This window comes from Paracidobacterium acidisoli, from assembly GCF_003428625.2.
Lineage (GTDB): Bacteria > Acidobacteriota > Terriglobia > Terriglobales > Acidobacteriaceae > Paracidobacterium > Paracidobacterium acidisoli.
In genome coordinates this window covers 348,667-370,084 of sequence record NZ_QVQT02000006.1, presented here as the reverse complement: position 1 = coordinate 370,084, position 21,418 = coordinate 348,667, and the positions used below count along the sequence as shown (strand labels likewise).

The 21,418-nt window shown below is 63.6% G+C and carries 20 protein-coding genes; 17 read left to right on the top strand and 3 right to left on the bottom strand.

Annotated features, from left to right (window positions below):
• The first annotated feature begins 48 nt into the window (after nucleotides 1-48).
• Nucleotides 49-600, top strand: coding sequence for an alkylhydroperoxidase, AhpD family (gene ahpD / locus D0Y96_RS17485; protein ID WP_117302466.1), 552 nt, complete (start codon nucleotides 49-51; stop codon nucleotides 598-600).
• Nucleotides 601-677: 77 nt separating this feature from the next.
• Here ahpD and D0Y96_RS17480 read toward each other — a convergent pair whose 3' ends face one another.
• On the bottom strand, nucleotides 678-1,742 hold the full coding sequence (locus D0Y96_RS17480; protein ID WP_252263894.1) for a M20/M25/M40 family metallo-hydrolase: 1,065 nt from the start codon (nucleotides 1,740-1,742) through the stop codon (nucleotides 678-680).
• Between D0Y96_RS17480 and D0Y96_RS17475 the strand changes: the two genes are divergently transcribed.
• The 15 genes from D0Y96_RS17475 (at nucleotide 1,741) to D0Y96_RS17405 (ending at nucleotide 16,761) form a co-directional block, all read left to right on the top strand.
• The gene (locus D0Y96_RS17475; RefSeq protein WP_158562462.1) at nucleotides 1,741-2,919 is read left to right on the top strand and encodes a lactonase family protein; all 1,179 of its coding nucleotides are present in this window, start codon (nucleotides 1,741-1,743) and stop codon (nucleotides 2,917-2,919) included. The genes D0Y96_RS17480 and D0Y96_RS17475 overlap by 2 nt on opposite strands.
• Nucleotides 2,920-3,044: 125 nt before the next feature.
• Nucleotides 3,045-4,319, top strand: coding sequence for an SH3 domain-containing protein (locus D0Y96_RS17470; protein WP_252263893.1), 1,275 nt, complete (start codon nucleotides 3,045-3,047; stop codon nucleotides 4,317-4,319).
• A gap of 327 nt (nucleotides 4,320-4,646) precedes the next feature.
• Complete coding sequence (gene hfq, locus D0Y96_RS17465; protein WP_117302462.1) at nucleotides 4,647-4,958, top strand: RNA chaperone Hfq; 312 nt, start codon at nucleotides 4,647-4,649, stop codon at nucleotides 4,956-4,958.
• Between the two features lie 151 nt (nucleotides 4,959-5,109).
• Complete coding sequence (gene hflX, locus D0Y96_RS17460; RefSeq protein ID WP_117302460.1) at nucleotides 5,110-6,396, top strand: GTPase HflX; 1,287 nt, start codon at nucleotides 5,110-5,112, stop codon at nucleotides 6,394-6,396.
• A gap of 322 nt (nucleotides 6,397-6,718) precedes the next feature.
• Nucleotides 6,719-7,186 carry a F0F1 ATP synthase subunit B family protein gene (locus tag D0Y96_RS17455; RefSeq protein ID WP_117302458.1) on the top strand — a complete coding sequence of 156 codons (468 nt, stop codon included), beginning with the start codon at nucleotides 6,719-6,721 and terminating at the stop codon, nucleotides 7,184-7,186.
• Entirely contained in the window at nucleotides 7,183-7,914 is a 732-nt protein-coding gene (locus tag D0Y96_RS17450) for a F0F1 ATP synthase subunit B (RefSeq protein ID WP_117302456.1), read from the top strand. Before D0Y96_RS17455 ends, D0Y96_RS17450 begins: the two co-directional genes overlap by 4 nt.
• Nucleotides 7,914-8,462, top strand: coding sequence for an ATP synthase F1 subunit delta (gene atpH / locus D0Y96_RS17445; RefSeq protein ID WP_117302454.1), 549 nt, complete (start codon nucleotides 7,914-7,916; stop codon nucleotides 8,460-8,462). The genes D0Y96_RS17450 and atpH overlap by 1 nt, the downstream gene beginning before the upstream one ends.
• Before the next feature lie 38 nt (nucleotides 8,463-8,500).
• A complete protein-coding gene (gene atpA / locus D0Y96_RS17440; protein WP_117302452.1) occupies nucleotides 8,501-10,147 on the top strand; it encodes a F0F1 ATP synthase subunit alpha in 1,647 nt (548 codons plus the stop codon).
• Between the two features lie 9 nt (nucleotides 10,148-10,156).
• Entirely contained in the window at nucleotides 10,157-11,242 is a 1,086-nt protein-coding gene (locus tag D0Y96_RS17435) for a F0F1 ATP synthase subunit gamma (protein ID WP_117302450.1), read from the top strand.
• A gap of 98 nt (nucleotides 11,243-11,340) precedes the next feature.
• Nucleotides 11,341-12,783 (top strand): F0F1 ATP synthase subunit beta, encoded by a 1,443-nt coding sequence (atpD, locus tag D0Y96_RS17430; RefSeq protein ID WP_117302733.1) that lies wholly within the window; start codon nucleotides 11,341-11,343, stop codon nucleotides 12,781-12,783.
• Between the two features lie 101 nt (nucleotides 12,784-12,884).
• Nucleotides 12,885-13,319 carry an ATP synthase F1 subunit epsilon gene (gene atpC / locus D0Y96_RS17425; RefSeq protein ID WP_117302448.1) on the top strand — a complete coding sequence of 145 codons (435 nt, stop codon included), beginning with the start codon at nucleotides 12,885-12,887 and terminating at the stop codon, nucleotides 13,317-13,319.
• Between the two features lie 41 nt (nucleotides 13,320-13,360).
• Nucleotides 13,361-14,134 (top strand): Stp1/IreP family PP2C-type Ser/Thr phosphatase, encoded by a 774-nt coding sequence (locus D0Y96_RS17420; protein ID WP_350449111.1) that lies wholly within the window; start codon nucleotides 13,361-13,363, stop codon nucleotides 14,132-14,134.
• Between the two features lie 67 nt (nucleotides 14,135-14,201).
• Entirely contained in the window at nucleotides 14,202-15,056 is an 855-nt protein-coding gene (locus D0Y96_RS17415; RefSeq protein WP_117302444.1) for a 3-hydroxybutyryl-CoA dehydrogenase, read from the top strand.
• Nucleotides 15,057-15,136: 80 nt separating this feature from the next.
• Complete coding sequence (locus D0Y96_RS17410) at nucleotides 15,137-16,174, top strand: MBL fold metallo-hydrolase (RefSeq protein WP_117302442.1); 1,038 nt, start codon at nucleotides 15,137-15,139, stop codon at nucleotides 16,172-16,174.
• A gap of 209 nt (nucleotides 16,175-16,383) precedes the next feature.
• Entirely contained in the window at nucleotides 16,384-16,761 is a 378-nt protein-coding gene (locus D0Y96_RS17405; RefSeq protein WP_252263892.1) for a hypothetical protein, read from the top strand.
• Between the two features lie 132 nt (nucleotides 16,762-16,893).
• Here the strand turns inward: D0Y96_RS17405 and D0Y96_RS17400 are convergent, their stop codons facing one another.
• Nucleotides 16,894-17,844 (bottom strand): dihydroorotate dehydrogenase, encoded by a 951-nt coding sequence (locus D0Y96_RS17400; protein WP_117302438.1) that lies wholly within the window; start codon nucleotides 17,842-17,844, stop codon nucleotides 16,894-16,896.
• 8 nt (nucleotides 17,845-17,852) lie between these two features.
• A complete protein-coding gene (locus D0Y96_RS17395) occupies nucleotides 17,853-19,670 on the bottom strand; it encodes an alkaline phosphatase family protein (protein WP_117302436.1) in 1,818 nt (605 codons plus the stop codon).
• 224 nt (nucleotides 19,671-19,894) lie between these two features.
• Here D0Y96_RS17395 and D0Y96_RS17390 point away from each other — a divergent pair, with 224 nt between their 5' ends.
• Nucleotides 19,895-21,394 (top strand): tannase/feruloyl esterase family alpha/beta hydrolase, encoded by a 1,500-nt coding sequence (locus D0Y96_RS17390; RefSeq protein ID WP_117302434.1) that lies wholly within the window; start codon nucleotides 19,895-19,897, stop codon nucleotides 21,392-21,394.
• Nucleotides 21,395-21,418 lie beyond the last annotated feature (24 nt).

Genomic DNA, 21,418 nt, shown 5'->3' with positions numbered 1-21,418 from the left:
CCCTGTCTGCTGACCGCTTTCCGCTGACGGCTTAAAGAAAGGATCTCTATGTCTATCGATACCCTGATCGACGCTCTGCCGAATTACGCGAAGGACCTGAAGCTGAACTACTCCACGCTGGTGCGCAACAACACCGAGCTGACGCCGCAGCAGCTGTGGGGCACGGTGGTCGCCTCGGCCATGGCCACGCGCAATGCCGGGCTGACCGAAGCCGCTCTCGAAGAGGGAGCAAAGCATCTCTCGCCGCAGGCGCTTGAGGCGGCGAAGTCGGCCGCGGCGGTGATGGGGATGAACAATATCTACTACCGTTTTCTGCACCTCGCCTCGAACGAGAAGTATGCGACGCTGCCCGCCCGTCTGCGCATGAACGTCATTCGCACGCACGGCGTCGAGCCGGTGGACTTCGAGCTGTGGTCGCTGGCGGTCTCGGCCATCAACGGCTGCGGCCGGTGCGTCGACGCGCACGAGAAGGTGGTGCGCGAAAAGGGCGCGGCCGAAGAGCTGGTGCTGGCGGTGGTGCGGGTGGCTTCCGTCGTGCATGCCCTCGGTCCGGTGCTCGAGGCGGAGCGCGTTCCGCAGCAGGATGTGGTCGCGGTGTAACTCCGGCGATGCGGCCAGTGAAAAAGCCCACCATGCGCGGGCTTTTTGTCTCTGCGAGAAATATTTTTTCGGAAGAATCAGTGATGACCGGGCGGCTGCGGCTTTGGCTGGCCGCCGGGGTTCCAGGCGGGCTTCCAACTGGTATCGGCCAGCCACTCAACCGGCTTCACCATCGACTCGATGACTGTCGTCATATACGGGAAATCGATCCGGCTCAGCTCGTCGCTCGGCTGATGGTAGTCCTTGTGCAGGTTGAAGCTCGAAATGGTCTGCGCCACAATGCCGCGCAGCGCCAGCGCGTAGTTATCCGAGCGCTGAAAGAAGTGCTCTGCCGGGTGCGGATCGGCGGCCAGGTGCGCCCCGTGACGGATCAGCTCCGGCCCGAGGTTGCTGCGCTCGAAGCCGGTCAGCCAGAAGCTGCCCGCGGGAACGGCGGGATCGGGCCTGCCGATCATCTCGAACTCCAGATTGGCGGCGATATGATCGAGCGGCACCGGCGGGTGTTCGAGAAAATACCGGTTTCCCATGCCGCCGATCTCTTCCGATCCGAAGAGCACGAAGAGGATGGTCCGCTTCGGCCGCGGACCCCGGCTGAGCGCCCGCGCCAGCTCGATCACCGCCGTGGTGCCCGAGGCATCGTCGTCGGCGCCGTTATAGATCGAGTCGCCGCTGACGGCCGGCCCTACTCCCAGGTGGTCCAGATGAGCCGTGAGCAGAATGGCCTCGTCCGTCGTCCTGTCGTTAGTCTGTTTTTGTGAGCCAGGAAGCGAATCAGAAAGCGAGCCAGGAAGAATGCCGACCACGTTCCAGGTTTCCGTGCGTGGCACGGCCTCAAAGGCCTGCAGGCGCTGCTGCATCCGCGGCGGGAGCCTGCTGATGTCGACGGGAGCCTTCTGCACGAAGCTTCCGTTGTCGCCGCCCGGCTCGAGGCCGAAGCTGGCAAAGAGCGAAGCCGCATACAATGCGGCAAGGTGCTCATCGCGCGTGGCGCTGCCCCGGCCGCGCAATGTGTCAGAGGCAAGAAACTGCATGTCGGCCTGGACGCAGGGCCTGCAAAAGACAATCTGCTGCGCCATGCCGCGGCAACAAAAATAAACGAGCAGGGTTATGGCCGGAGTGACGGAACGAATGGATAAGCGCATGGTTGTGCGCAGTATACAGGCAGTAAGAAGCGTACGATTCTGGTTCAGCCTTCCCCTCGCGGGGCTGCTGATGCTCTGTGGCTGCGGACAGTTTTTCCCTCCGCTCACCTCGGGAAGCGGTAGTGGAAGCGGCAGCGGCGGCGCCACCGGCGACTATCTGTACGTTGCCAACTCCAACAGCAGCCTGAACACAGTGGCGGGCTTCTCCATCGCCAGCGGCAAGCTGGCCGGGACAAACAGCTCGCCGTATGCCATCGCCGTCACGCCGACCACGATCGCCATCACTCCGAACAACAAGTATCTCTACGTGGCCGATGCCATTGCCGGCGCCATCTACGGCTACACCATCAACAGCGACGGATCGCTTTCGGTCATCAACAACGGAAACAACGGGCTGGTGGCCACGCAGGTCTATCCGCTGGCCATGCGGGTGGACACGTCCGGAAACTGGCTGGTCATCGCCGATGTCAGTTCGGACACCGCCGTCTTTAGTGTCAACAGCAGCAGCGGGGCGCTCACCTTCGTCTCCGGCACGCAGGTCGCGCTGACGCCCGGCTCGGCCGGACGCATCGCCTTCAATCCCGCCGACAATCTGGCCTTCGTGGCGATGGGTACGGGAGGAGTCAATGTGCTCAACTTCAACTCCTCGACCGGCGCCATCAGCGCCAACCAGAAACTGGCATCCGGACAGGCCGGAGGTACCTCGCTTTCCGACACCAGTCTGGCAGTAAGCCCAGGCGGCAATTTTCTATTCGTAACGGAGACCACTACGGGGGTCAAGGTGCTGTCGATTGCATCGAATGGTGCGCTGACGTCCATTGCCGGCTCGCCCTATTCAACCGGTTCGTCCGGACCAAACGATGTGCTGGTGGATTCGACTGGCTCTTATGTATACGTCGCTAACCGGCCGGACGCGACCATCAGCGCCTTCAGCCTGAACAGCACGACCGGCGCGCTGACGCCGATCGCCGGATCGCCGTTCTCGACCGGGAGCGAGCCGTCGTCGCTGGCCGAGGACAACACCCACACCTACATTGCCGTCGCCTGCGCGGGAGGCAGCTCCGACTTTGAGGTTTACGCGATCGACACCACAACGCCGGGTGCGCTCGACGCCTTTGGGAACTCGACGACCGGCACCGATCCCACCGGGGCCTTCCAGGTGGTGGCGACCAACTGAAACATCCGCGATCCGCGCACAGGATGCGCCTTCCGCTGCACGTCTCCGCGTGCGGAAGGTGACCGCCTGGATGCGTCATCGATGCGTAACCAAAGAGAGGCGAAAATTCTGCGTCAAAGCATGCGATGCTGGTCTCTAAGAACGTGGAGCATACTGCTTTTCCCCTGACCGCCGTGCCGATGATGCCGCCTTCCAGAATCCTTCGTTTTTTCTTCCGGATATCCGCCATTGTTCTTGTCCTTGCCGTGGCCGGCTGTGGGCGATTCCGCCCGAAGCCCGCGGCAGAGTACGTCTACGTCTCCGTGAAAGGGACCTTTCTGCGCGACCGTGTGGCCGCGGTCACCAACCGGGTCGCCGAGGTGACGAACGGGCAGCGTCTGCAGGTGCTGGAGCACGGCCGCCGCTTTCTGAAGGTGAAGACGGATAAGGGAGAGACCGGCTGGATCGAGGAGCACGCGATCATCGATCAGAAGGTCTATGACGTCTTCTCCGCGCTGCAGGCGGCGCACGCGCACGATCCGGTGATTGCGACAGGCGTGCTGCGCGACGACTCGTACCTGCACGAGGAGCCGGGCCGCAAGACCGAGCATTTTTACCTGCTTCCGGAAAACGACAAGCTGCAGCTGCTGGTGCGGGCCTCGGTTCCGAAGCCGGCTCCTCCGCAGGCTCCTGTGCCGGTGGCGCCTGTACCCTCGCCCAAAGAGAAGCCGGCTTCCGCGCTGAAGGGTGCGAAGGGCGCAGCCCATGCCGCTGCTGATGCTCCGGCTAAGCCGCCTGGGCCGGTGCTCGAGGATTACTGGCTGATACGCGATCAGCAGGGCTTTGTCGGATGGGTGCGCAGCCGCGCGCTCGATGTCGACGTACCCGACGCCATTGCCGGGCTTGCCGAAGGGCAGAGGATTGTCGGCGCCTATGTTCTGAAGAAGGTCGCCGATCCGAACTCGGATTTTCCTGACAAAATGGCGCCGGAGTATATCGCCGTGCTGGCGCCCTACAAGGACGGCCTGCCGTACGACTTCGATCAGGCGCGTGTCTTTACCTGGAATGTGAAAAAGCACCGCTACGAAACGGCCTACCGTGAGCGGAATATGGAAGGCTTTCTGCCGGTTACGGTCGGGGCCGATCCGTCCGACGCTCAGGTTCCGGTCTTTTCCTGGAAGGTGGCCGCGGACAATGCGGCGGCGATCGATCCGCAGACGGGCATTGCCCATCCGGCGCAGACCACGGTCGAATCCTTCCGCATGGAAGGCGTAGTCGTCCGCCGGACAGGCCCTGGCGTCGCGCCGCCTTCAAAGAAGGCTCCCGCGCAGGCCGGGGAGCGTCCAAAGGCTCCGTCCAGGCGGCCTGCCCGCGCGCGAAGGGCCACCCGTCCCCGCCACCGGCGGCGTCACGCCAAATAAGTTTGTAAATTTTCAGCATAAAAGAGGCGTGGTTTTTTAGTACTCGCGTGCGACGCTGTAACCGGATTCAGCATCAAAGGGCGTATCCACCGGGATCAGGTGTTTTCCGCCCGTGCTGGCTGTTTTGACAGAGTTTCATGGCGGAGAGAGATGAGGATTCCCGCACGGGTGGTGTAACGTTTGAGCGTCTCGTTGCACAACCTGTGCGTAGCAAGTATTTTGTTAGCACGCATTTCTGTGAAGGGCATGAATTTTCGCCCTTACACAGGTTTTCCTGGCATGTAGTTACTTAACCTATTTCACTTTTTGAGCTCAGGAGATCGGCACATGGAAAACAAGCCGGCACAGAATATTCAGGATACTTTCCTGAATACCGTTCGTAAAGACAAGACACCCATTACGATTTACCTGGTAAGCGGTGTCAAGCTTACCGGAAAGATTCGCTCCTTCGACAAGTACTCGGTATTGCTCGAGAACAACAGTCAGGAGCAGCTGATCTTCAAACATGCGATCTCCACGGTCGTCAGCACTCGTGCAGTCATTCATGGAGAACATCGTCCCGCCACGCATACCGGGGCACCTTCTCATCCGGGAGCGGCTCCTCCGGCCTCGCCCGCGCAGGAATCTTCCGGCTCCTGAGATGCCGCAGGGCAATGCAGGAGAGGTGTGCACAATCGATGAGCGGTGAACTGTTCCGGGTGGTTCCGATTTGAACGTCAGGGGAGCTTCTGAGGAACGGGCACTGCTCGTCTCCGTAGATTTTGGAGCGCAGCGAAAGGCTTTGCCACGCATGGCGCTTCTCGCCCGCGATGCAGCTCTGGCTGTCTTCGAGGATGGGGAGCAGGACCGGGGCGCGGTGTCGCGTCCGGAGCCCTCTGCCTTCTCGGAGGAATCGTCGATCGAGGAGTTTCGCGAGCTGGTCGTCAGCGCCGGTGCAAGGGTCGTCGGCGAGCTGGAGCAGCACCGCGCAAAGCCCGATCCGGCAACGCTGCTGGGCAGCGGCAAGGTCACGGAGCTGGCCGGAATGGCCGCGTCCGCGCAGGCCGGCGTCATTCTCTTCGATCACGACCTCACGCCCACGCAGCTCCGCAACCTCGAGCGCGCGCTGCCGTGCCGGGTTGTCGACCGCACACAATTAATTCTCGATATTTTTGCGCGGCATGCGCGCACCCGCGAAGGCCAGCTGCAGGTGGAGCTGGCGCAGCTCGAATACATGATGCCCCGCCTGACCGGCCGGGGCAGCGAGATGTCGCAGCTCGGCGGCGGCATCGGCACGCGAGGCCCGGGCGAAACGCAGCTCGAAACCGACCGGCGGCGCATTCAGCGGCGCGTGCTGCAGCTCAAACAGGACCTGGAGGCGGTGCGCCGCACGCGCAGCCAGCAGCGGCAGCGGCGCGAGTCGGTGCCGGTTCCCGCAGTGGCGCTGGTGGGCTACACCAACGCCGGCAAGAGCACTCTTTTCAATACCATCACCCGCGCCGGAGTCCTCGAATCGTCGCGCATGTTCGCTACGCTCGACCCCAAGCTCAAGGCCATCCAGCTGCCCAGCCGGCGCAAGGTGCTGCTGTCGGATACGGTGGGATTTATCCGCGATCTGCCGCATACGCTGGTCACCTCCTTCCGCGCCACGCTCGAAGAGGTGCAGAAGGCCGAGGTGTTGCTGCACGTCCGCGACTGCTCGAGCCCGGTGCAGGACGAGCAGAAGGCCGAGGTGGAAAAGGTGCTGGGCGAGCTGGGCGTGCTCGACAAGCCCCGCATCGAGGTGCTGAACAAGATCGACCGGCTCACGGAAGAGGAGCGTGCGACGCTGCAGCAGAACGCGCATCGCGGCATTGCCGTCTCCGCCCGCCTTAACTGGGGCGTCGATACGCTGCTCGCCGGGGTGGACGCCGCCCTGACCCAGGACCCGATCGTGGAGCAGCGCTTTCAGATTCCGCAGTCGGAGGGCGAGGCGCTGGCCGCGCTCGGCGCGGGCGCGGTGATCCGCGACCGGCAGTATGCGGGCAATCTGGTGACGCTCACCGTCGCCGGGCCGGAGTCGCTGCTGGGCCGGTATCGAAGGTTCCGGAAGGCGTAGATAATTACTCTCCGCGAGCGGGTTTGCGCACAAATCAGTCATTTTTCGCAGAAACACAAAACGGGCCGAATGAAGGGAAGCGGTGGTAGGTTCCGGTCATTCGGCCCGTTGGACCCTGAAACGGGTCACAGGTGATATTCTCAGTGTACGCCGGTGAAAGGGCGAGTCAAGAAATCTTTGCGTACCCTTTCCGGGCCCCCCTCAGTAAACACCCGTGAAGTGTGCCCGGGTTGACACTCTGATTTTCACTTTGGTAGAACGATCCAAAAGTTTCAGACCTTTCTGAATTGCATCCCGACAGTCTGTATACCGGTTAAGAACTATGGATGACCTGCTGCGCCAACTCGGTGATCTTTTGCTCGGTGCCGTACCGACCATCATTATTTTCGTTTTTCTCGTACTGGCATACCGCTGGATCGTCTATCGGCCGCTGCTGCGCACGCTCGCGGCACGCCGGGAGCACACAGTCGGCGCGGTAGAGAAGGCGCACGCCGCCATTGCCGCAGCCGACGCCCGCACCCAGGAGTATGAAGCGAAGCTGCGCGCCGCGCGCGCCGAGATCTTCCGCCGCCGGGAGCAGCGTGTGCAGCAGTGGAATGCCGAGCGGGAAAGCGCCCTGGCCTCGGCCCGTTCCGCGGCGCAGGAGCGGGTGCGGCAGGCGCACGGCGCGATCGAGGCCCAGGCGGCCGGAGCGCGCGAGGAGATCGAGGCGACGGCCGATCAGCTTGCGGCTCAGGTGCTGGCTGCCGTTCTGCCCTCCCAGGCCGTGGTTGCGGAAGGTGCTCATTGAAACGCATCTTCCGGACAGTTTTCTTTTCTCTGATCGCTCTGGCCTTTACCTCGGCCGGTCTGCACGCGCAGAATGGGGCTCCGGCTCCGGCTTCAGCTCCGGCCGGGCAGAAGCCCGCGCACGCCGCGCAGGGGCCGCACATGGAAGACCAGGTGAGCCACGGCGAGTGGGAGGAGTTCCGACACTCGGCCGCCGTGCAGGCCATCGCCCGCTACGGCCATGTGGATACCGAGACCGCGGCGAAGATCTTCGAGGACTTCAACTCCGGCGTGATGATCCTGGCCATTCTGGCCTTTCTGCTGAAGGTGCTGCCGAAGGCCTTCCGGAAGCGCTCGGAAACGCTGCAGAAAGAGCTGACCGACGCGCGCACGGCAGGCGATGAGGCAAACCGCCGCCTGAGCGCGGTAGAGGCCCGCCTGGCAAAGCTGGACGATGAGATTGAAGCGATCCGCCAGCAGACGGAGATCGAGGCCGGGGAAGACGAAAAGCGCATTCATGCGCTGCTTGAAACCGAGCGGGAGCGCATCGTGCAGTCCGCCGGGCATGAGATTGAGCTGGCGCAGGAGGCGGCGCAGCGCGAGCTGAAGCGCTTTGCCGCGAATCTGGCCATTGACCGCGCCACGCAGCGCATCCGGCTTACGCCGGAGGCCGACCAGGCGCTGCTCGACGGAATCGGCGAGGATCTGGCCACGCACTTTTCAGGCCGGAATATGGGAGGGCGGAACTGATGTCCGCATTTGCCGCCCGTTACGCGCGGGCCTTTGCCGACGTAATCTTCGAGGCGCGCCTCGACGCCGAGGCGACGCGGCGTCAGCTTGGCGATTTCACCGCCGCATGGCGGGAGAGCGCCGACCTGCGCGAGGTCTTTCTCGATCCGTCGTTTCCCGCCGACCAGAAGGTCGCAATTCTCGACAAGCTCAACGCCCGCCTGGGTATGGCGGTGCAGGTACGGAATTTTATTGCTGTGCTGATCCAGCATGACCGGATGGCCGATTACGGTGAGATCGTTCGCGCATTTGAATACGAGCTCAACCGCCGTCTGGGCATCTCAGAGGTAGAAGTCACCACGGCCCGGCCTCTGGATGCGGCCGGGCGGCAACGGCTGGAAGCACAGATAGCCGAACTTACCCGCACGCGGGTGCAGGCGACCTTCAGCGAGGACGATTCGCTTCTGGGCGGCGTCATCGTGCGTGTCGGCAGCACCGTCTATGATGGCTCGATACGTGGAAGGCTCAGTCGGCTTCGCGAAGAGCTGGTGGCGGATCAGTCCGCCTGAACAGAAAAAGAATTCAGCCCGTAAGGGAACAGGGAAGCATGGCGCAGATTAAGGCAGACGAGATTACAGCGCTCCTGAAGGAGCAGATTGCAAACTACGACGCGAAGGTGCGGGTCGACGAGGTCGGAACCGTGATCTCGCTCGGCGACGGCATCGCCCGCCTGCACGGCCTCGACAAGGTCATGGCCGGCGAGCTGGTCGAGTTCCCGCACGGCATCGCGGGGCTGGCGATGAGCCTCGAAGAGGATCAGGTCGGCTCTGTGCTCCTCGGCGATTACACCGAGATCCGCGAAGGCGACCAGGTGCGCCGCACCGGAAAAATTCTGAGCGTGCCCGTGGGCGAGGCTCTGATCGGCCGCGTCGTCAACTCGCTGGGCCAGCCCATCGACGACAAGGGACCGATCCACACCACCGAGACGCTGCCCGTCGAGCGGCTGGCGCCGGGCGTCATCGACCGTCAGCCGGTGCGTGAGCCCATGATGACCGGGCTCAAGGCCATCGACTCGATGATCCCGATCGGCCGCGGCCAGCGCGAGCTGATCATCGGCGACCGCCAGACCGGCAAGACCGCCGTCGCGCTCGACACCATCATCAACAGCGCAAAGAACAACCTGATCTGCATCTACTGCGCGATCGGGCAGAAGCGCTCTTCGATCGCCCAGGTGGTGCAGACGCTGACCGAGTACGGCGCGATGGACTACACCATCGTCGTCGCCGCCTCGGCGTCGGAGCCGGCGCCGATGCTCTATCTGGCTCCCTACGCCGCCTGCGCCATGGGCGAGTATTTCCGCGACAGCGGCCGCCATGCGCTGGTGATCTACGACGATCTCTCCAAGCACGCCACGGCCTACCGCGAGATCTCGCTGCTGCTGCGCCGTCCGCCGGGCCGCGAAGCGTATCCGGGCGACGTCTTCTATCTCCACTCGCGTCTGCTCGAGCGCGCCTCGAAGCTGAACGACGAGAAGGGCGCGGGCTCGCTGACCGCTCTGCCCATCATCGAAACCCAGGCCGGCGACGTCTCCGCCTACATTCCGACCAACGTCATCTCCATCACCGACGGGCAGATCTTCCTTGAGACGGATCTGTTCAACTCCGGTGTGCGTCCGGCGGTGAACGTGGGCCTTTCGGTCTCGCGCGTCGGCTTTTCGGCGGCGATCAAGGCCATCAAGCAGGTGGGATCGACGCTGAAGCTCGACCTCGCCCAGTACCGCGAGCTGGCCGCCTTCTCGCAGTTCGGCAGCGATCTCGACAAGGTGACGCAGAACCAGCTCAACCGCGGCCAGCGCCTCACCGAGCTGCTGAAGCAGCCGCAGTTCCAGCCGCTGACGGCGGAAAAGCAGGTCATCATCCTCTTTGCCGGAACCCAGGGGTACCTCGACGACCTGAAGGTCGCCGACATTCGTGCCTTTGAGGACGGCCTTTATTCGTATCTCGACTCCGGCCAGACGCAGCTTCTGAACGATATCGCCACGAAGAAGGCCCTCGACGACGATCTGAAGAAGCGCGTCCACGCGGCGCTCAAAGAGTACAAGGCAAACTTCCTCGCCGAGCATCAGCAGGCGCAGACGCAGCCGGACAAGTCGAAGGAAAAGCAGCAGAAGCCGTCTGAAAAGGCACAGTCCAAGCAGCCCGGAGAGCAGGAGCAGTCCAAAGAAAAGCAGCAGCCGGCGGGAGCGGCGAAGTAAGACGACGTCATGGCGAATGTCCTCGATCTGCGGCGGCGTATCCGCAGCGTAAAGAATACCCGGCAGATTACCCGCGCCATGAAGATGGTCTCGGCGGCGAAGCTGCGCCGCGCCCAGGAGCGCGCCATTACCTCCCGCCCCTATGCGGCGATGCTGGCCAGCGTGCTCGAATCGCTCAAGCGGCGCATTGAGATCGTCGACCCCGATACCGGCGAGGTCCGTCATCCGCTGCTCAAGACCCGTGAGGAGAAACGGATTCTGCTCGTCGTCGTCTCCGGCGACAAGGGATTTGCGGGCGGCTTCAATACCAACATTATCAAGGCCACGACGCACTTTCTCGGATCGAACGACGGGAAGGAGATCGACGTCGAAGCCATCGGGCGCAAGGGGCGCGACCTCTTCCGCCGCCGCTATCCGGCTGCGCGCTTTCAGGAGATCGAGAGCCACGACGGGCACGCGCCGCGTCCGGAGCGCCAGCGCTCGTCGCAGATCGAAGTCATCGGCGACCATCCCGGACTGCTCGAAAAGCTCAGCTTCGATGCGGCCCGCGAGCTGGGCGAAGAGATCGTCGACCGCTATGTGCATGAGGAGATCGACGCGGTCTACATCGTCTACAACGAGTTCAAATCGGTGATTCAGCAGCGGGTGGTGGTGGAGCGCATCCTGCCCATCATTGAATTCGGCCGCCACGAGATCACCGAGTCGCAGGAGATGAGCGCCGAGGAGCGCGCCCGCGCCGCGGAGGCCGCGCTGACCGCGGGCGTGAGCCTGCAGCCGGGTGAGGCCGAGGCCGATATCCAGGAGTTCGAGGACGAGGCGAAGAAGTTCGGCACCGCCGAGGTCGATTACATCTACGAGCAGAAGCCGCGCGAAATCTTCGACGCCATTCTGCCCCGCTATGTGACCTCGCAGATCTATCACGCGCTGCTCGAATCGGTCGCGGCGGAGCATGCGGCGCGTATGACCGCGATGGATTCGGCGACCAACAATGCCGGGGAGATCATCGACTCGCTCACGCTGACCATGAACCGCGTGCGCCAGGCGGCCATTACCCGGGAGATTATCGAGATCGTCAGCGGCGCTGCGGCGCTGTAAGAAGCAGTTACAACGGGTTGCTGAACTCCCGGCAGCAAAAAGCGAGCAGCTGGCGCTGGCAGGAGACGGAGCAGGCAGGAAGAGATCAGGAAAGTTTTATGGCAGAGAACATCGGCAAAGTCATTCAGATTTCCGGCCCGGCGGTCGACGTGCAGTTTGAAGAGGCGAAGATGCCTCCCATTTACCAGGCGCTGCGTGTGGTCAGCGATGGTTTCACGGTTCCCGTACCCATCAGCGTCATCCTTGAGGTGCAGCAGCATATCGGCGAAGGCCGGGTGCGCTGCGTGGCCATGGAAGCGACCGAGGGCATGGTGCGCGGCATGAAGGCCATCGACACCGGCGGCCCGATCACCGTGCCGGTGGGCCGCGAGACGCTGGGCCGCGTGCTCAACGTGATCGGCGAGCCGGTCGATGAGCTGGGTCCGGTGCAGGCGAAGCTGCGCATGCCCATTCACCGCCAGGCTCCGGCCTTCGATGAGCAGTCGACCTCCGAGGAGATGTTCGAGACCGGCGTGAAGGTCATCGACCTGATTCAGCCCTTCCTCAAAGGCGGCAAGATCGGCCTCTTCGGCGGCGCCGGCGTCGGCAAGACCGTCGTCATTCAGGAGCTGATCAACAACGTCGCCTCCAAGCACGGCGGCTTCTCCGTCTTCGCCGGAGTCGGCGAGCGGACCCGCGAGGGCAACGACCTCTGGCTCGAATTCCAGGAAGCGGGCGTGATCGACATTCACGATTACACGAAGTCGAAGGCCGCGCTCATCTACGGCCAGATGACCGAGCCGCCCGGCGCGCGTCTGCGCGTGGCGCTGTCGGCCCTGACCGTCGCCGAGCACTTCCGCGACGAAGAGGGCGCGGACACGCTGCTCTTCATCGACAACATCTTCCGCTTTACCCAGGCGGGCTCCGAGGTTTCGACGCTGCTGGGACGCATGCCTTCGGCCGTCGGCTATCAGCCGAACCTCGCCACCGAAATGGGCGAGCTGCAGGAGCGCATCACCTCGACGAAGAAGGGCTCGGTCACCTCGGTGCAGGCCGTCTACGTGCCCGCCGACGATCTTACCGATCCGGCTCCGGCGACGACCTTCGCTCACCTCGATGCGACCACGGTGCTCTCGCGTCCGCTGTCGGAGCTGGGCATCTATCCCGCCGTCGATCCGCTCGCGTCGAGCTCGCGCATTCTTTCGCCGCGCGTCGTCGGGCAGGAGCACTACGACGTGGCCCAGGGCGTGAAGCGCATTCTGCAGCGGTACAAGGACCTGCAGGACATCATCGCCATCCTTGGCATCGACGAGCTCTCGGAAGAGGACAAGGTGACCGTCTCCCGCGCGCGCAAGGTGCAGAAGTTCCTCTCGCAGCCCTTCCATGTCGCCGAGCAGTTCACCGGCATTCCGGGCAAATACTGCAAGATCGCCGACACCGTGCGCAGCTTTAAGGAAGTCATCGAAGGCAAACACGATGATGTTCCCGAGCAGGCGTTCTACCTCAAGGGCACCATCGAGGATGTGCTGGAAGCGGCAGAGAAGCTGAAGGCAACGGCATAAGAGAGAGGGTAATCAGTTGCCAGTCCCCGGTGAACCGCAGAAGCTGAATGGAACTGACAACTGGGGACTGTTAACCGGGGACTGATTACTGAGAACAGACTATGGCGGATACAGATCAATTACGTGTACGGCTGGTGAGCCCCGACCGCATCCTCGTCGATCAGACGGCGACGGCGGTCGAGGTGCCGTCGAGCTCCGGCTACATTGAAGTGCTCTTCGGGCATGCTCCGCTGCTGGCCGCCATCGGCGCCGGCGAAGTGCGCCTGCATGGCGGCGAAAGCGACGGCCAGCGGTACTTCGTCGCCCGCGGCTTTGTGGAGGTTCTTCCGGAGCGCGTAACCATCCTGGCCGAGGTTGCCGAAAAGCCGGAAGAGATCGACTCGGGCGAGGCGCAGAAAGAGCTGCAGCACGGGCAGGAGCTCTGGAACGATGCGGGCGAAGAGGCCGAAAAGTACGATCAGGCGAATCAGGTGATTGCCGAAGCCGAATCGAAGCTGGCCAGCTCCGGCCGTTCCGCCGCCGGAAGCCATTCGTAACCACCGGGCTTCCGGTTCGGGTCTTCCGCGCTGAGCCGAACGTGTATCGTGAACAGGTGCTTCGTATCCCCCGTATGAGCCAGCCATTCAGCACACAGATTCAAAGCGCCGCGCTCTCCAGCGTCGGCCGCATCCGCACCGGAAATGAAGACTCCTTCGGCGAGTGCGCCGAGGCCGGCGTATTTGTCGTCTGCGACGGAATGGGCGGAGCCGCCGCCGGAGAGATCGCCAGCCGCATGACGGTCGATTCCGTGATCGGCACGCTCTGCCGCGGTGAAGAGGCGGGCTCCGTGCCGGAGCGGCTGGCCGAGGCCGTCGAAGAGGCGAATGCGCTCGTCCATCAGCGGGGAGCAGCCGACCGGTCGCTCTCCGGCATGGGCACCACGCTGGTGGTGCTGCAGCTTGTTCCCGGCCACGCCTATGTGGCCCACGTGGGCGACAGCCGCATCTACCTCTTCCGCAGCCGGACGCTGGTGCGCTGCACGCAGGACCACTCTCTGGTGGACGAGCAGGTGCGCATGGGGCATCTGACGCCGCAGGAGGCCGAGCAGTCTCCTTACCGCAATATCATCACCCGCGCCATCGGCACCCAGCCCTCGGTCGCGCCCGACATCAGCGAAGCCGTGACCGAAGCCGGCGATGTCTTCCTGCTCTGCTCCGACGGGCTGATCCGCGAGGTATCCGACCCGGCGATCGAGAGCGTGCTGCGTGAGACCCCCGATCTGGACGCAGCCTGCCGCCGTCTGATCGACGCCGCCAACGAGGCCGGTGGCCACGACAACATCACCTGCCTGCTGGTGCGCGTCCCCGAATAGGCCCTCCGTTTCGCTCCGCCGCGAGCCTCCTGATACACTCACCTGTTTTGTTCCGGAGAAGAATCGCATGAGCGATATCACAACGGTCGGCGTCGTCGGCGCCGGCACCATGGGCAACGGCATCGCCCAGGTCTTTGCGCGCAGCGGCTTTCCCGTGCGGCTTTGCGAGGTCGAGCAGCGCTTTCTCGACCGCGGCATGGAGACGATCCGCAAAAACCTCGGCCGCGAAGCCGCCAAAGGCAAACTTACCGAGGCCGGGGCCGCGGCGGCTCTGGCATGCATCGAGGGCACGCTCGACCGCTCCTCGCTCGCCGGCTGCGATCTGGTGGTCGAAGCGGCGACCGAGCGCTTCGAGATCAAAAAGCAGATCTTTCAGGAGCTCGACGACCTGCTTCGCCCCGAGGTCATCCTCGCCTCGAATACCTCGTCCATCTCCATCACAAAGCTGGCGGCGCAGACCGGCCGCCCCGCCCGCGTGATCGGCATGCACTTCTTCAACCCGGTGCCGGTGATGAAGCTGGTGGAGGTGATCCGCGGCCTCCAGACCTCGCAGGAGACCTTCGAGACGGTCAAATCGCTCTCCGAGCGGCTGGGCAAGACGCCGGTTGAGGTGCAGGACGCTCCCGGCTTCGTCTCCAACCGCGTGCTGATGCCGCTGCTGAACGAGGCCATGTTTGCCGTGATGGAGGGCGTCGCGACCCCCGAGGCCATCGACGAGATCTTTAAGCTGGGCATGGCGCATCCGATGGGTCCGCTGACGCTGGCCGATTTCATCGGGCTCGATGTCTGCCTCGACATCATGCGCGTGCTGCACGAGGGACTCGGCGATCCGAAGTACCGTCCCTGTCCGCTGCTGGTCCGCATGGTCGATGCCGGCTGGCTCGGCAAAAAGAGCGGACGCGGCTTCTACCGGTACGAATAGCGGCTCTGCTTTCCCGCTCCCGTACCCTGGCGGGTTCCCGCCCCTGTCTTCCACACCGTTCCGGCGTATGCTCACAGGATATGGTGCGGATGACAGTGCTGGCCAGTGGATCCAGGGGGAACAGCACAGTTGTCTCCAGCTCGAAGACACGTGTCCTGGTCGATGCCGGGCTCTCGTGCCGCGAGCTGATGAAGCGCATGTGGGCCGCCGGAGAAGATCCGGAGACGCTCGACGCCATCGTGATTACGCACGAGCACCAGGACCACGTGCAGGGGCTGGCAGTAACCGCCCGCAAACTGGGTATCCCGGTCTACTTTACCGAGCCCACACACCGCGCCTGGATGCGCTGGATGACGCCGCGCCGCCGCATCACCTATGCGGAGTGGCTGGCACAGCGCCAGGCCGCCGCACAGCAGAATTCTGATCTGAGAATTCCCGATTCGGGAATTTCTGGCCCCGGAAATCCCGACTCGGGAGAAGATCTTGAGCCGGAGGCTGCGGCCGCCATCACGGCCATCGCAGCCGCGGAAGAAGAAGGCGTGGATGATGCGGTGGAGAATCCTGCTCTGGCCGCGGCGGAGACTGCGGACGTGGAGGAAAAGCGCGATCCCTGCGCGCTTCCGGCGGTCGAATACTTCCAGTCCGGGCGCGGCTTCTCGATCGGCGACATTTCGATTACTCCTTTTACGATTCCTCATGATGCTGTTGATCCCGTTGGGTTTGTATTTGAGGCGAATGGGGTGCGCATAGGTTTTGCCACCGATCTCGGATACATGGCATCCAACGTAGTGATGCACCTCCGCAGATGCGATGTCCTGATGCTGGAATCGAATCATGACCTGGAGATGTTGCGCGACGGCCCGTATCCGTGGCCGGTAAAGCAGCGGGTGCTGTCACGCGTCGGGCATCTTTCCAACGATGCGGCTGCGGAGTTTCTGGAAAAGAGTTACGACGGCGGAGCCGCATATGTGGTACTGGCTCATCTGTCTGAAAGCAACAATCTGCCGGAACTGGCAAGAGTGGCCGCGGAGCGGGCACTGCGTTGCCGGATGAGCCTGCTGGCGAACCAGCTTCTGCTGGCCTCGCAGGATGCGCCCATGGAGTCCATCCGGCTTTAACCCGTGGCTTTTGTTACGCTCTGGTTTATACTGAAGCTGGAATTCCCTGAGTTTTCAGGTTTCACCTCCAGGTCCGGTCCAGGGCTGAGGCGAAGAACTACGGGTGGCATGGGACGTTAGGGGATCGCATCATGAGTTTGTGCACCGATCAGGTTGTTGGAGACATACTTTCAGGCTGGCGTTATGACATTTCCGGGATTTCCCCCGAAATGCGTACAGATTACGAGGAGCATCTCGAAACCTGCACCCACTGCCGCGCGCGGCAGCGTCTTCATCGCGCCATCGATGTCGCTCTGATCGGTTTTACCACCCTGTCGGTACTGGCCTTCATTCTGGCTCTGGCGGTCATTCACCGCTTCCAGCCTCTGCACAGCTGGGAAATCACCATGCACCTGTCGCATGCCTCAGTGGTGCTGACCATGCAGGCGATTGCGATTGCCGGACTTCTGCTCTCTCTGCTGGCCTGGCTGCTGGTCGCCGTGGCGACTCCCGCGCCGATCTATATCACCGGCATGGCGCTTGAACAGGCCCGGGTGCTGCAGAACCGCATTCCCGATGAGCTGAAGATGCGCCGCACCGGTACGTAGCCGTACCGGGCACATAGCAGGACGGGCAAGCAGGCCGAAGCGGGTTCTGTCGCGCAGACCGTCCATACTCTCTTCTCTTCCGTACTCTCTTTCAGATAAATCTTTCGGATAAATCCTTTTCCTGCAGGCCGATCAGCTTCCCTGCGCTGGCTCCGGTGGCGTCTCTTCCTTTGGCGCCGCCGTGTCGAGCTTTCCGGTCAGGTCCGTGACCTTCGCCACATGATGCCGTGAGCACCAGTGTTCGAGCCCGTGCGCAATCCGCTCCACCGCCCGCGGATCGGCGTAGCTGGCCGTGCCTACCTGCACCGCCGTCGCTCCCGCCAGCAGAAACTCAACCGCATCCTCGGGCGTTGTGATGCCGCCCATGCCGAGGACGGGGATGGTGACCGCGCGCGCGGCCTCCCAGACCATGCGCACGGCGACCGGCCGGATCGCCGGGCCGGAGAGTCCTCCGGTGATGTTGCGGATGCGCGGACGGCGCGTCTCGATATCGATCGAGAGCGAGACGAAGGTATTCACCAGCGAGACGGCGTCGGCTCCGGCATTTTCCGCGCAGCGCGCCATCACCGCGATCGAGGTCACATTCGGCGACAGCTTTACGATCAGAGGCCGCGTGGCCACCTGTTTACACCGCCATACCAGATCGTTGAGCAGATCGGGGTCCGAGCCGAAGACCATGCCGCCGTGCTGCGTGTTCGGGCAGGAGGCGTTCAGCTCATAGGCGGCGATGCCCTCCGCCGCATTCAGCCGCTCGATCACCGCCAGGTAGTCCTTCTCCGTGTAGCCGAAGACGTTGGCAATGACCGCGCAGTGGTTGTAGCGCCGCAGAGCGGGCAGCTTCTTCTCGATGAAGGCATCGACGCCGATATTCTGCAGCCCGATGGCGTTGATCATGCCTGCCGAGGTCTCAATCAGCCGGGGAGCGCGGTTACCGGCCATCGGCTCGCGCGAAAGCCCCTTGGTGACGAAGCCGCCGATGCGGTCGAGCGAGACGATCTCCTCGAACTCGATTCCGTATCCAAAGGTGCCGCTTGCCGCAAGCACCGGATTGACTAGATCGATTCCGGCGACCTGCACCCGCATATCCGGTTTCACTGTTGCGTCCCGCCGGTCTTTGCCGCGGTGCCGGCGGCTTTATGGGAGCGCTCGGCGCGCGCGTGCGGACGCACCGCCGGTGGTTTGGGGTACGTGACCTCCGATTCGGGTTTGAGCGCCTGCGTCAGAATCTGTCCCACGGAAGCCGAAGGCTGATTGATGCCAAGCAGCGAAGCGAAGGTTGCCGCGAGGTCCACCGGCTGCACGCGGCCGTGGTACGTTGCCGGAGCGAAGGGCGCGCCATAGAACGCCAGCGGCACGTGCCGGTCGTAGGCATACGGCGTGTAGTGGTTCGTGCCTTTGCTTCCCGGCGTGCCCGCCATCTGGAAGGCCTCCGGCGTCACCATGACGTACCAGCCGCCGTTGGGCGAGTAGCTGTGCGCCAGGATCTCGCCGAAGGGTGTCGGCGGAAGCTGCCCCTGCGCGAGCTGCTCGCGGGTATAGCTGCGGAAGAGCGCAGGGCGAGGCGGCAGCTTCGTCTGCGCGGCGCCGGCGGTCGGCTCCTCGGGAACCAGCGCGTTGAAGGCCCCCGGCAGGGCATCCTCGACCGCCTGCTCGGCCTCCTGCTCGTTGATGCCGGCGCGCTCGAAGGAGGGCTGGTTGAGCGAAAGGTAGGGCAGGCTCTGGTCCGGCAGCAGATACTCCACTTTTTCTCCCGGAGAGAACTTGGTGTTGACGGCGTCGTTCAGCCCCGCCAGCAGCTTCTTCATGTCGATGGTCGCGGCGTTCAGCCCCATCTGCGCGGCAACCGCGGGCACCGGAGCCACGCCGTGATCGGCGGTGAGCGCGATCCACACATTGCCCAGGCCGCCGTCGACGTTCTTGTCCAGCCAGGTAAAGAAATCGTCCAGATCGGCATCGACCGCATCGATCATCGCCCGCTGCTCGGGCGCGTCGGGGCCGACCTGGTGGCCAAGGATATCGGTGGACGAGATGCTCAGCGTCAGCATGTCCGTCGTGTCGTGATGGCCGAGCTGTGTCGACTCGATCAGCGCTTTGGCAAAGCTCAGCTCATAGCTGACGGCGGCGGGCGTCGCTCCGACATCGTGGTAGAAGTTCTTCGTGCCCGAGGCATTGGCTGCCTGCTCGGCCTCGGCGATATCGTGGCCGTTGTCGAAATCCTGCACCCACTGCGGAAGCTGCTGCATGTAGAAGGTCGAGGTAATAAAGCGCCCCGAGGCCTGATCGATCCAGAAGGCTCCGTTGGCCGTGGCGCCGGCAGGAAGAATCGCCGCGCGATCCTTCAGCGAGACGCCGTAGACCAGCGACTGCCCCTGTGTGGCGAGGCGCAGCTCGTCGCCCACCGTCGAGGCCATCTCATTGCGCGGCGAAACGCCGGGGGTGGTCTTTTCGCCCTGCGGCAGGCCGACCAGCGCATAGCGTTCGTCCTCGACCGAGGTGACGGGGTGGTCCTTGCTGCGGTTCAGGTCCCACCACTGATTGCTGTTGATGCCGTGCCCGTCGGAGTAGGCTCCGGTGCCGATGGTGCTGTGGCCGGGAGCCGTCTCCGTGTTGGCGTATTCGTAGTAGCAGTCGGGGAAGTACGCTCCGTGCGCGAGAAAGAGATTGAAGCCGTGGGCCTTGAAGTCGGCGCGCCAGCGGTCGAGATAATCGCCGCGGAACTGATCGAGCACCAGAATGATCGCCAGCTTCGGATGTCCGTTATAGGCGCTCGGCGGCGGAACGGGGATGGCCGCGGCGGCCTTCGATCGCGCGGTCGCGGCATGCCGGACCTGCGGCGCGGGCTGAGCGACTGCAGGCTGGAGCGAGAGGATACAACAGGCCAGCAGCGGGAGAAGGAGGCGCTTCGGCATTCGCATAGACGCTTTCAGTATCGCAGGGATATCGGTGAGGAGTCGAAGGAGAGGCGAGCCGGACGCCCTTCTTCTTCTCCTCCGTGGATGGATGCAGATTCGGGGCGGAAACGATTCCCGAATCCGTATACTGCGGTATGCTTCCGCACCGGAATTTTCAGAATAGTTCTGGCTATGGTTACAGATCAGTTCCCGCACCCGTTTCCAGACTGATTTCCAGCCCGATGCTGCTTAGGGTCGCCCTGGTATGGCTGGCGCTGGCCGTTCCCGCCGCCGCGGCGCGCACCTGCGCAAGCCTCGCCTCTCTGCAGCTTCCCGATACGGCCATCACGCTGGCCGCCGATGTGCCTGCGGGCGGATTTACCGAAGCGCCGGGGCCGCGGGCTCCGTTTGCAGCGCTCCCCGCCTTTTGCCGCGTGACGGCGACACTGCGTCCCACCGCCGACTCCGATATTCGCATCGAGATCTGGCTGCCGGAAGCAAAGGGATGGAACGGCAAACTGGAAGGAGCCGGCAACGGCGGCTGGGCGGGCTCGATCAACTATGACGATATGGCGGCATCGCTCGCTCGCGGCTATGCGGCGAGCTCGACCGACACGGGGCATACCGGAGGCCGGGCCAGCTTCGCCGTCGGCCATCCGGAAAAGCTGATCGACTTCGGCTACCGCTCCATTCATCTCATGACGATGACGGCGAAGGCGGTCATCGCCGCGTTTTACGGCAGCGCGCCGAAGCTGTCTTACTTTGCCGGATGCTCCTCCGGCGGTCGGCAGGCGCTGATGGAAGCGCAGCGCTTTCCGGACGACTACGACGGCATCATCGCCGGCGCGCCGACCAATAACTGGACCAGGCTGATGTTCGGACGCATCTGGGTCGCGCAGTCCACGTTGTCCGATCCGGCGAGCTACATCCCGCCCTCGCAGTACCCGATGATCCACCAGGCCGTGCTCGCCGCCTGCGACAAGCTCGACGGCGTGAAAGACGGCGTGCTCGAAGATCCTCGCCGGTGCCGCTTCGATCCGTCTGTGCTCGCGTGCAAAGGAGCAGCAAACGCATCGTGCCTGACGAAGGCCCAGGTCGAGGCCGTGGACCGCATTTACTCTCCCGCAAAGAATCCCCGCACCGGCGAAGAGGTCTTTCCGCAGATGGAGCGCGGCAGCGAGCTGGTATGGAGCACGCTCGCCGGAGGGCCGGAGCCGATCCGTCTCGCCGACGACTACTTCCGCTATGTGGTCTTCAACCAGCCGCAGTGGGACTTCAGAACCCTCAACTTCGACGGCGACGTGACGAAGGCCCTCGATCGCGACGGCGGCGTGCTCACCGCGAACAATCCCGACCTGCGTCCCTTCTTCGCACATGGAGGCAGGCTGATCCAGTATCACGGCTGGACCGACCAGCAGGTGATGCCGCGCAACAGCATCCACTACTACGAAAGCGTCGCCGCAAGGGTCGGCCAGGCAGAGGCCGCGGAGGACTACCGTCTCTTCATGGTGCCGGGCATGAACCACTGCGGCGGCGGAGACGGCACCAGCCACTTCGATATGCTGACCGCGCTTGAGCAGTGGAGAGAGCAGGGAAGAGCGCCCGAGTCGGTTCCCGCCTCGCACACGACGGACGGCAGGGTCGACCGCACGCGGCCTCTCTGCCCGTATCCCCAGGTCGCCCGTTACCGCGGCACCGGAAGCACGGACGAGGCGGCAAACTTCTCCTGCGCTTTGCCGTAATGCGGGCTCTCTCCGTGCCGGATG

What these genes read in the sequence shown, in the direction of transcription:
- D0Y96_RS17405 (WP_252263892.1), top strand. Translation starts at nt 16,384, where the DNA reads ATGCGTACAGATTACGAGGAGCATCTCGAAACCTGCACCCACTGCCGC.
- D0Y96_RS17470 (WP_252263893.1), top strand. Translation starts at nt 3,045, where the DNA reads ATGCTGGTCTCTAAGAACGTGGAGCATACTGCTTTTCCCCTGACCGCC.
- atpH (WP_117302454.1), top strand. Translation starts at nt 7,914, where the DNA reads ATGTCCGCATTTGCCGCCCGTTACGCGCGGGCCTTTGCCGACGTAATC.
- D0Y96_RS17455 (WP_117302458.1), top strand. Translation starts at nt 6,719, where the DNA reads ATGGATGACCTGCTGCGCCAACTCGGTGATCTTTTGCTCGGTGCCGTA.
- D0Y96_RS17415 (WP_117302444.1), top strand. Translation starts at nt 14,202, where the DNA reads ATGAGCGATATCACAACGGTCGGCGTCGTCGGCGCCGGCACCATGGGC.
- D0Y96_RS17480 (WP_252263894.1), bottom strand. Translation starts at nt 1,742, where the DNA reads ATGCGCTTATCCATTCGTTCCGTCACTCCGGCCATAACCCTGCTCGTT.
- hfq (WP_117302462.1), top strand. Translation starts at nt 4,647, where the DNA reads ATGGAAAACAAGCCGGCACAGAATATTCAGGATACTTTCCTGAATACC.
- D0Y96_RS17390 (WP_117302434.1), top strand. Translation starts at nt 19,895, where the DNA reads ATGCTGCTTAGGGTCGCCCTGGTATGGCTGGCGCTGGCCGTTCCCGCC.
- D0Y96_RS17475 (WP_158562462.1), top strand. Translation starts at nt 1,741, where the DNA reads ATGGTTGTGCGCAGTATACAGGCAGTAAGAAGCGTACGATTCTGGTTC.
- D0Y96_RS17435 (WP_117302450.1), top strand. Translation starts at nt 10,157, where the DNA reads ATGGCGAATGTCCTCGATCTGCGGCGGCGTATCCGCAGCGTAAAGAAT.
- ahpD (WP_117302466.1), top strand. Translation starts at nt 49, where the DNA reads ATGTCTATCGATACCCTGATCGACGCTCTGCCGAATTACGCGAAGGAC.
- D0Y96_RS17400 (WP_117302438.1), bottom strand. Translation starts at nt 17,844, where the DNA reads ATGCGGGTGCAGGTCGCCGGAATCGATCTAGTCAATCCGGTGCTTGCG.
- atpA (WP_117302452.1), top strand. Translation starts at nt 8,501, where the DNA reads ATGGCGCAGATTAAGGCAGACGAGATTACAGCGCTCCTGAAGGAGCAG.
- D0Y96_RS17395 (WP_117302436.1), bottom strand. Translation starts at nt 19,670, where the DNA reads ATGCCGAAGCGCCTCCTTCTCCCGCTGCTGGCCTGTTGTATCCTCTCG.
- hflX (WP_117302460.1), top strand. Translation starts at nt 5,110, where the DNA reads ATGGCGCTTCTCGCCCGCGATGCAGCTCTGGCTGTCTTCGAGGATGGG.
- atpC (WP_117302448.1), top strand. Translation starts at nt 12,885, where the DNA reads ATGGCGGATACAGATCAATTACGTGTACGGCTGGTGAGCCCCGACCGC.
- atpD (WP_117302733.1), top strand. Translation starts at nt 11,341, where the DNA reads ATGGCAGAGAACATCGGCAAAGTCATTCAGATTTCCGGCCCGGCGGTC.
- D0Y96_RS17410 (WP_117302442.1), top strand. Translation starts at nt 15,137, where the DNA reads ATGGTGCGGATGACAGTGCTGGCCAGTGGATCCAGGGGGAACAGCACA.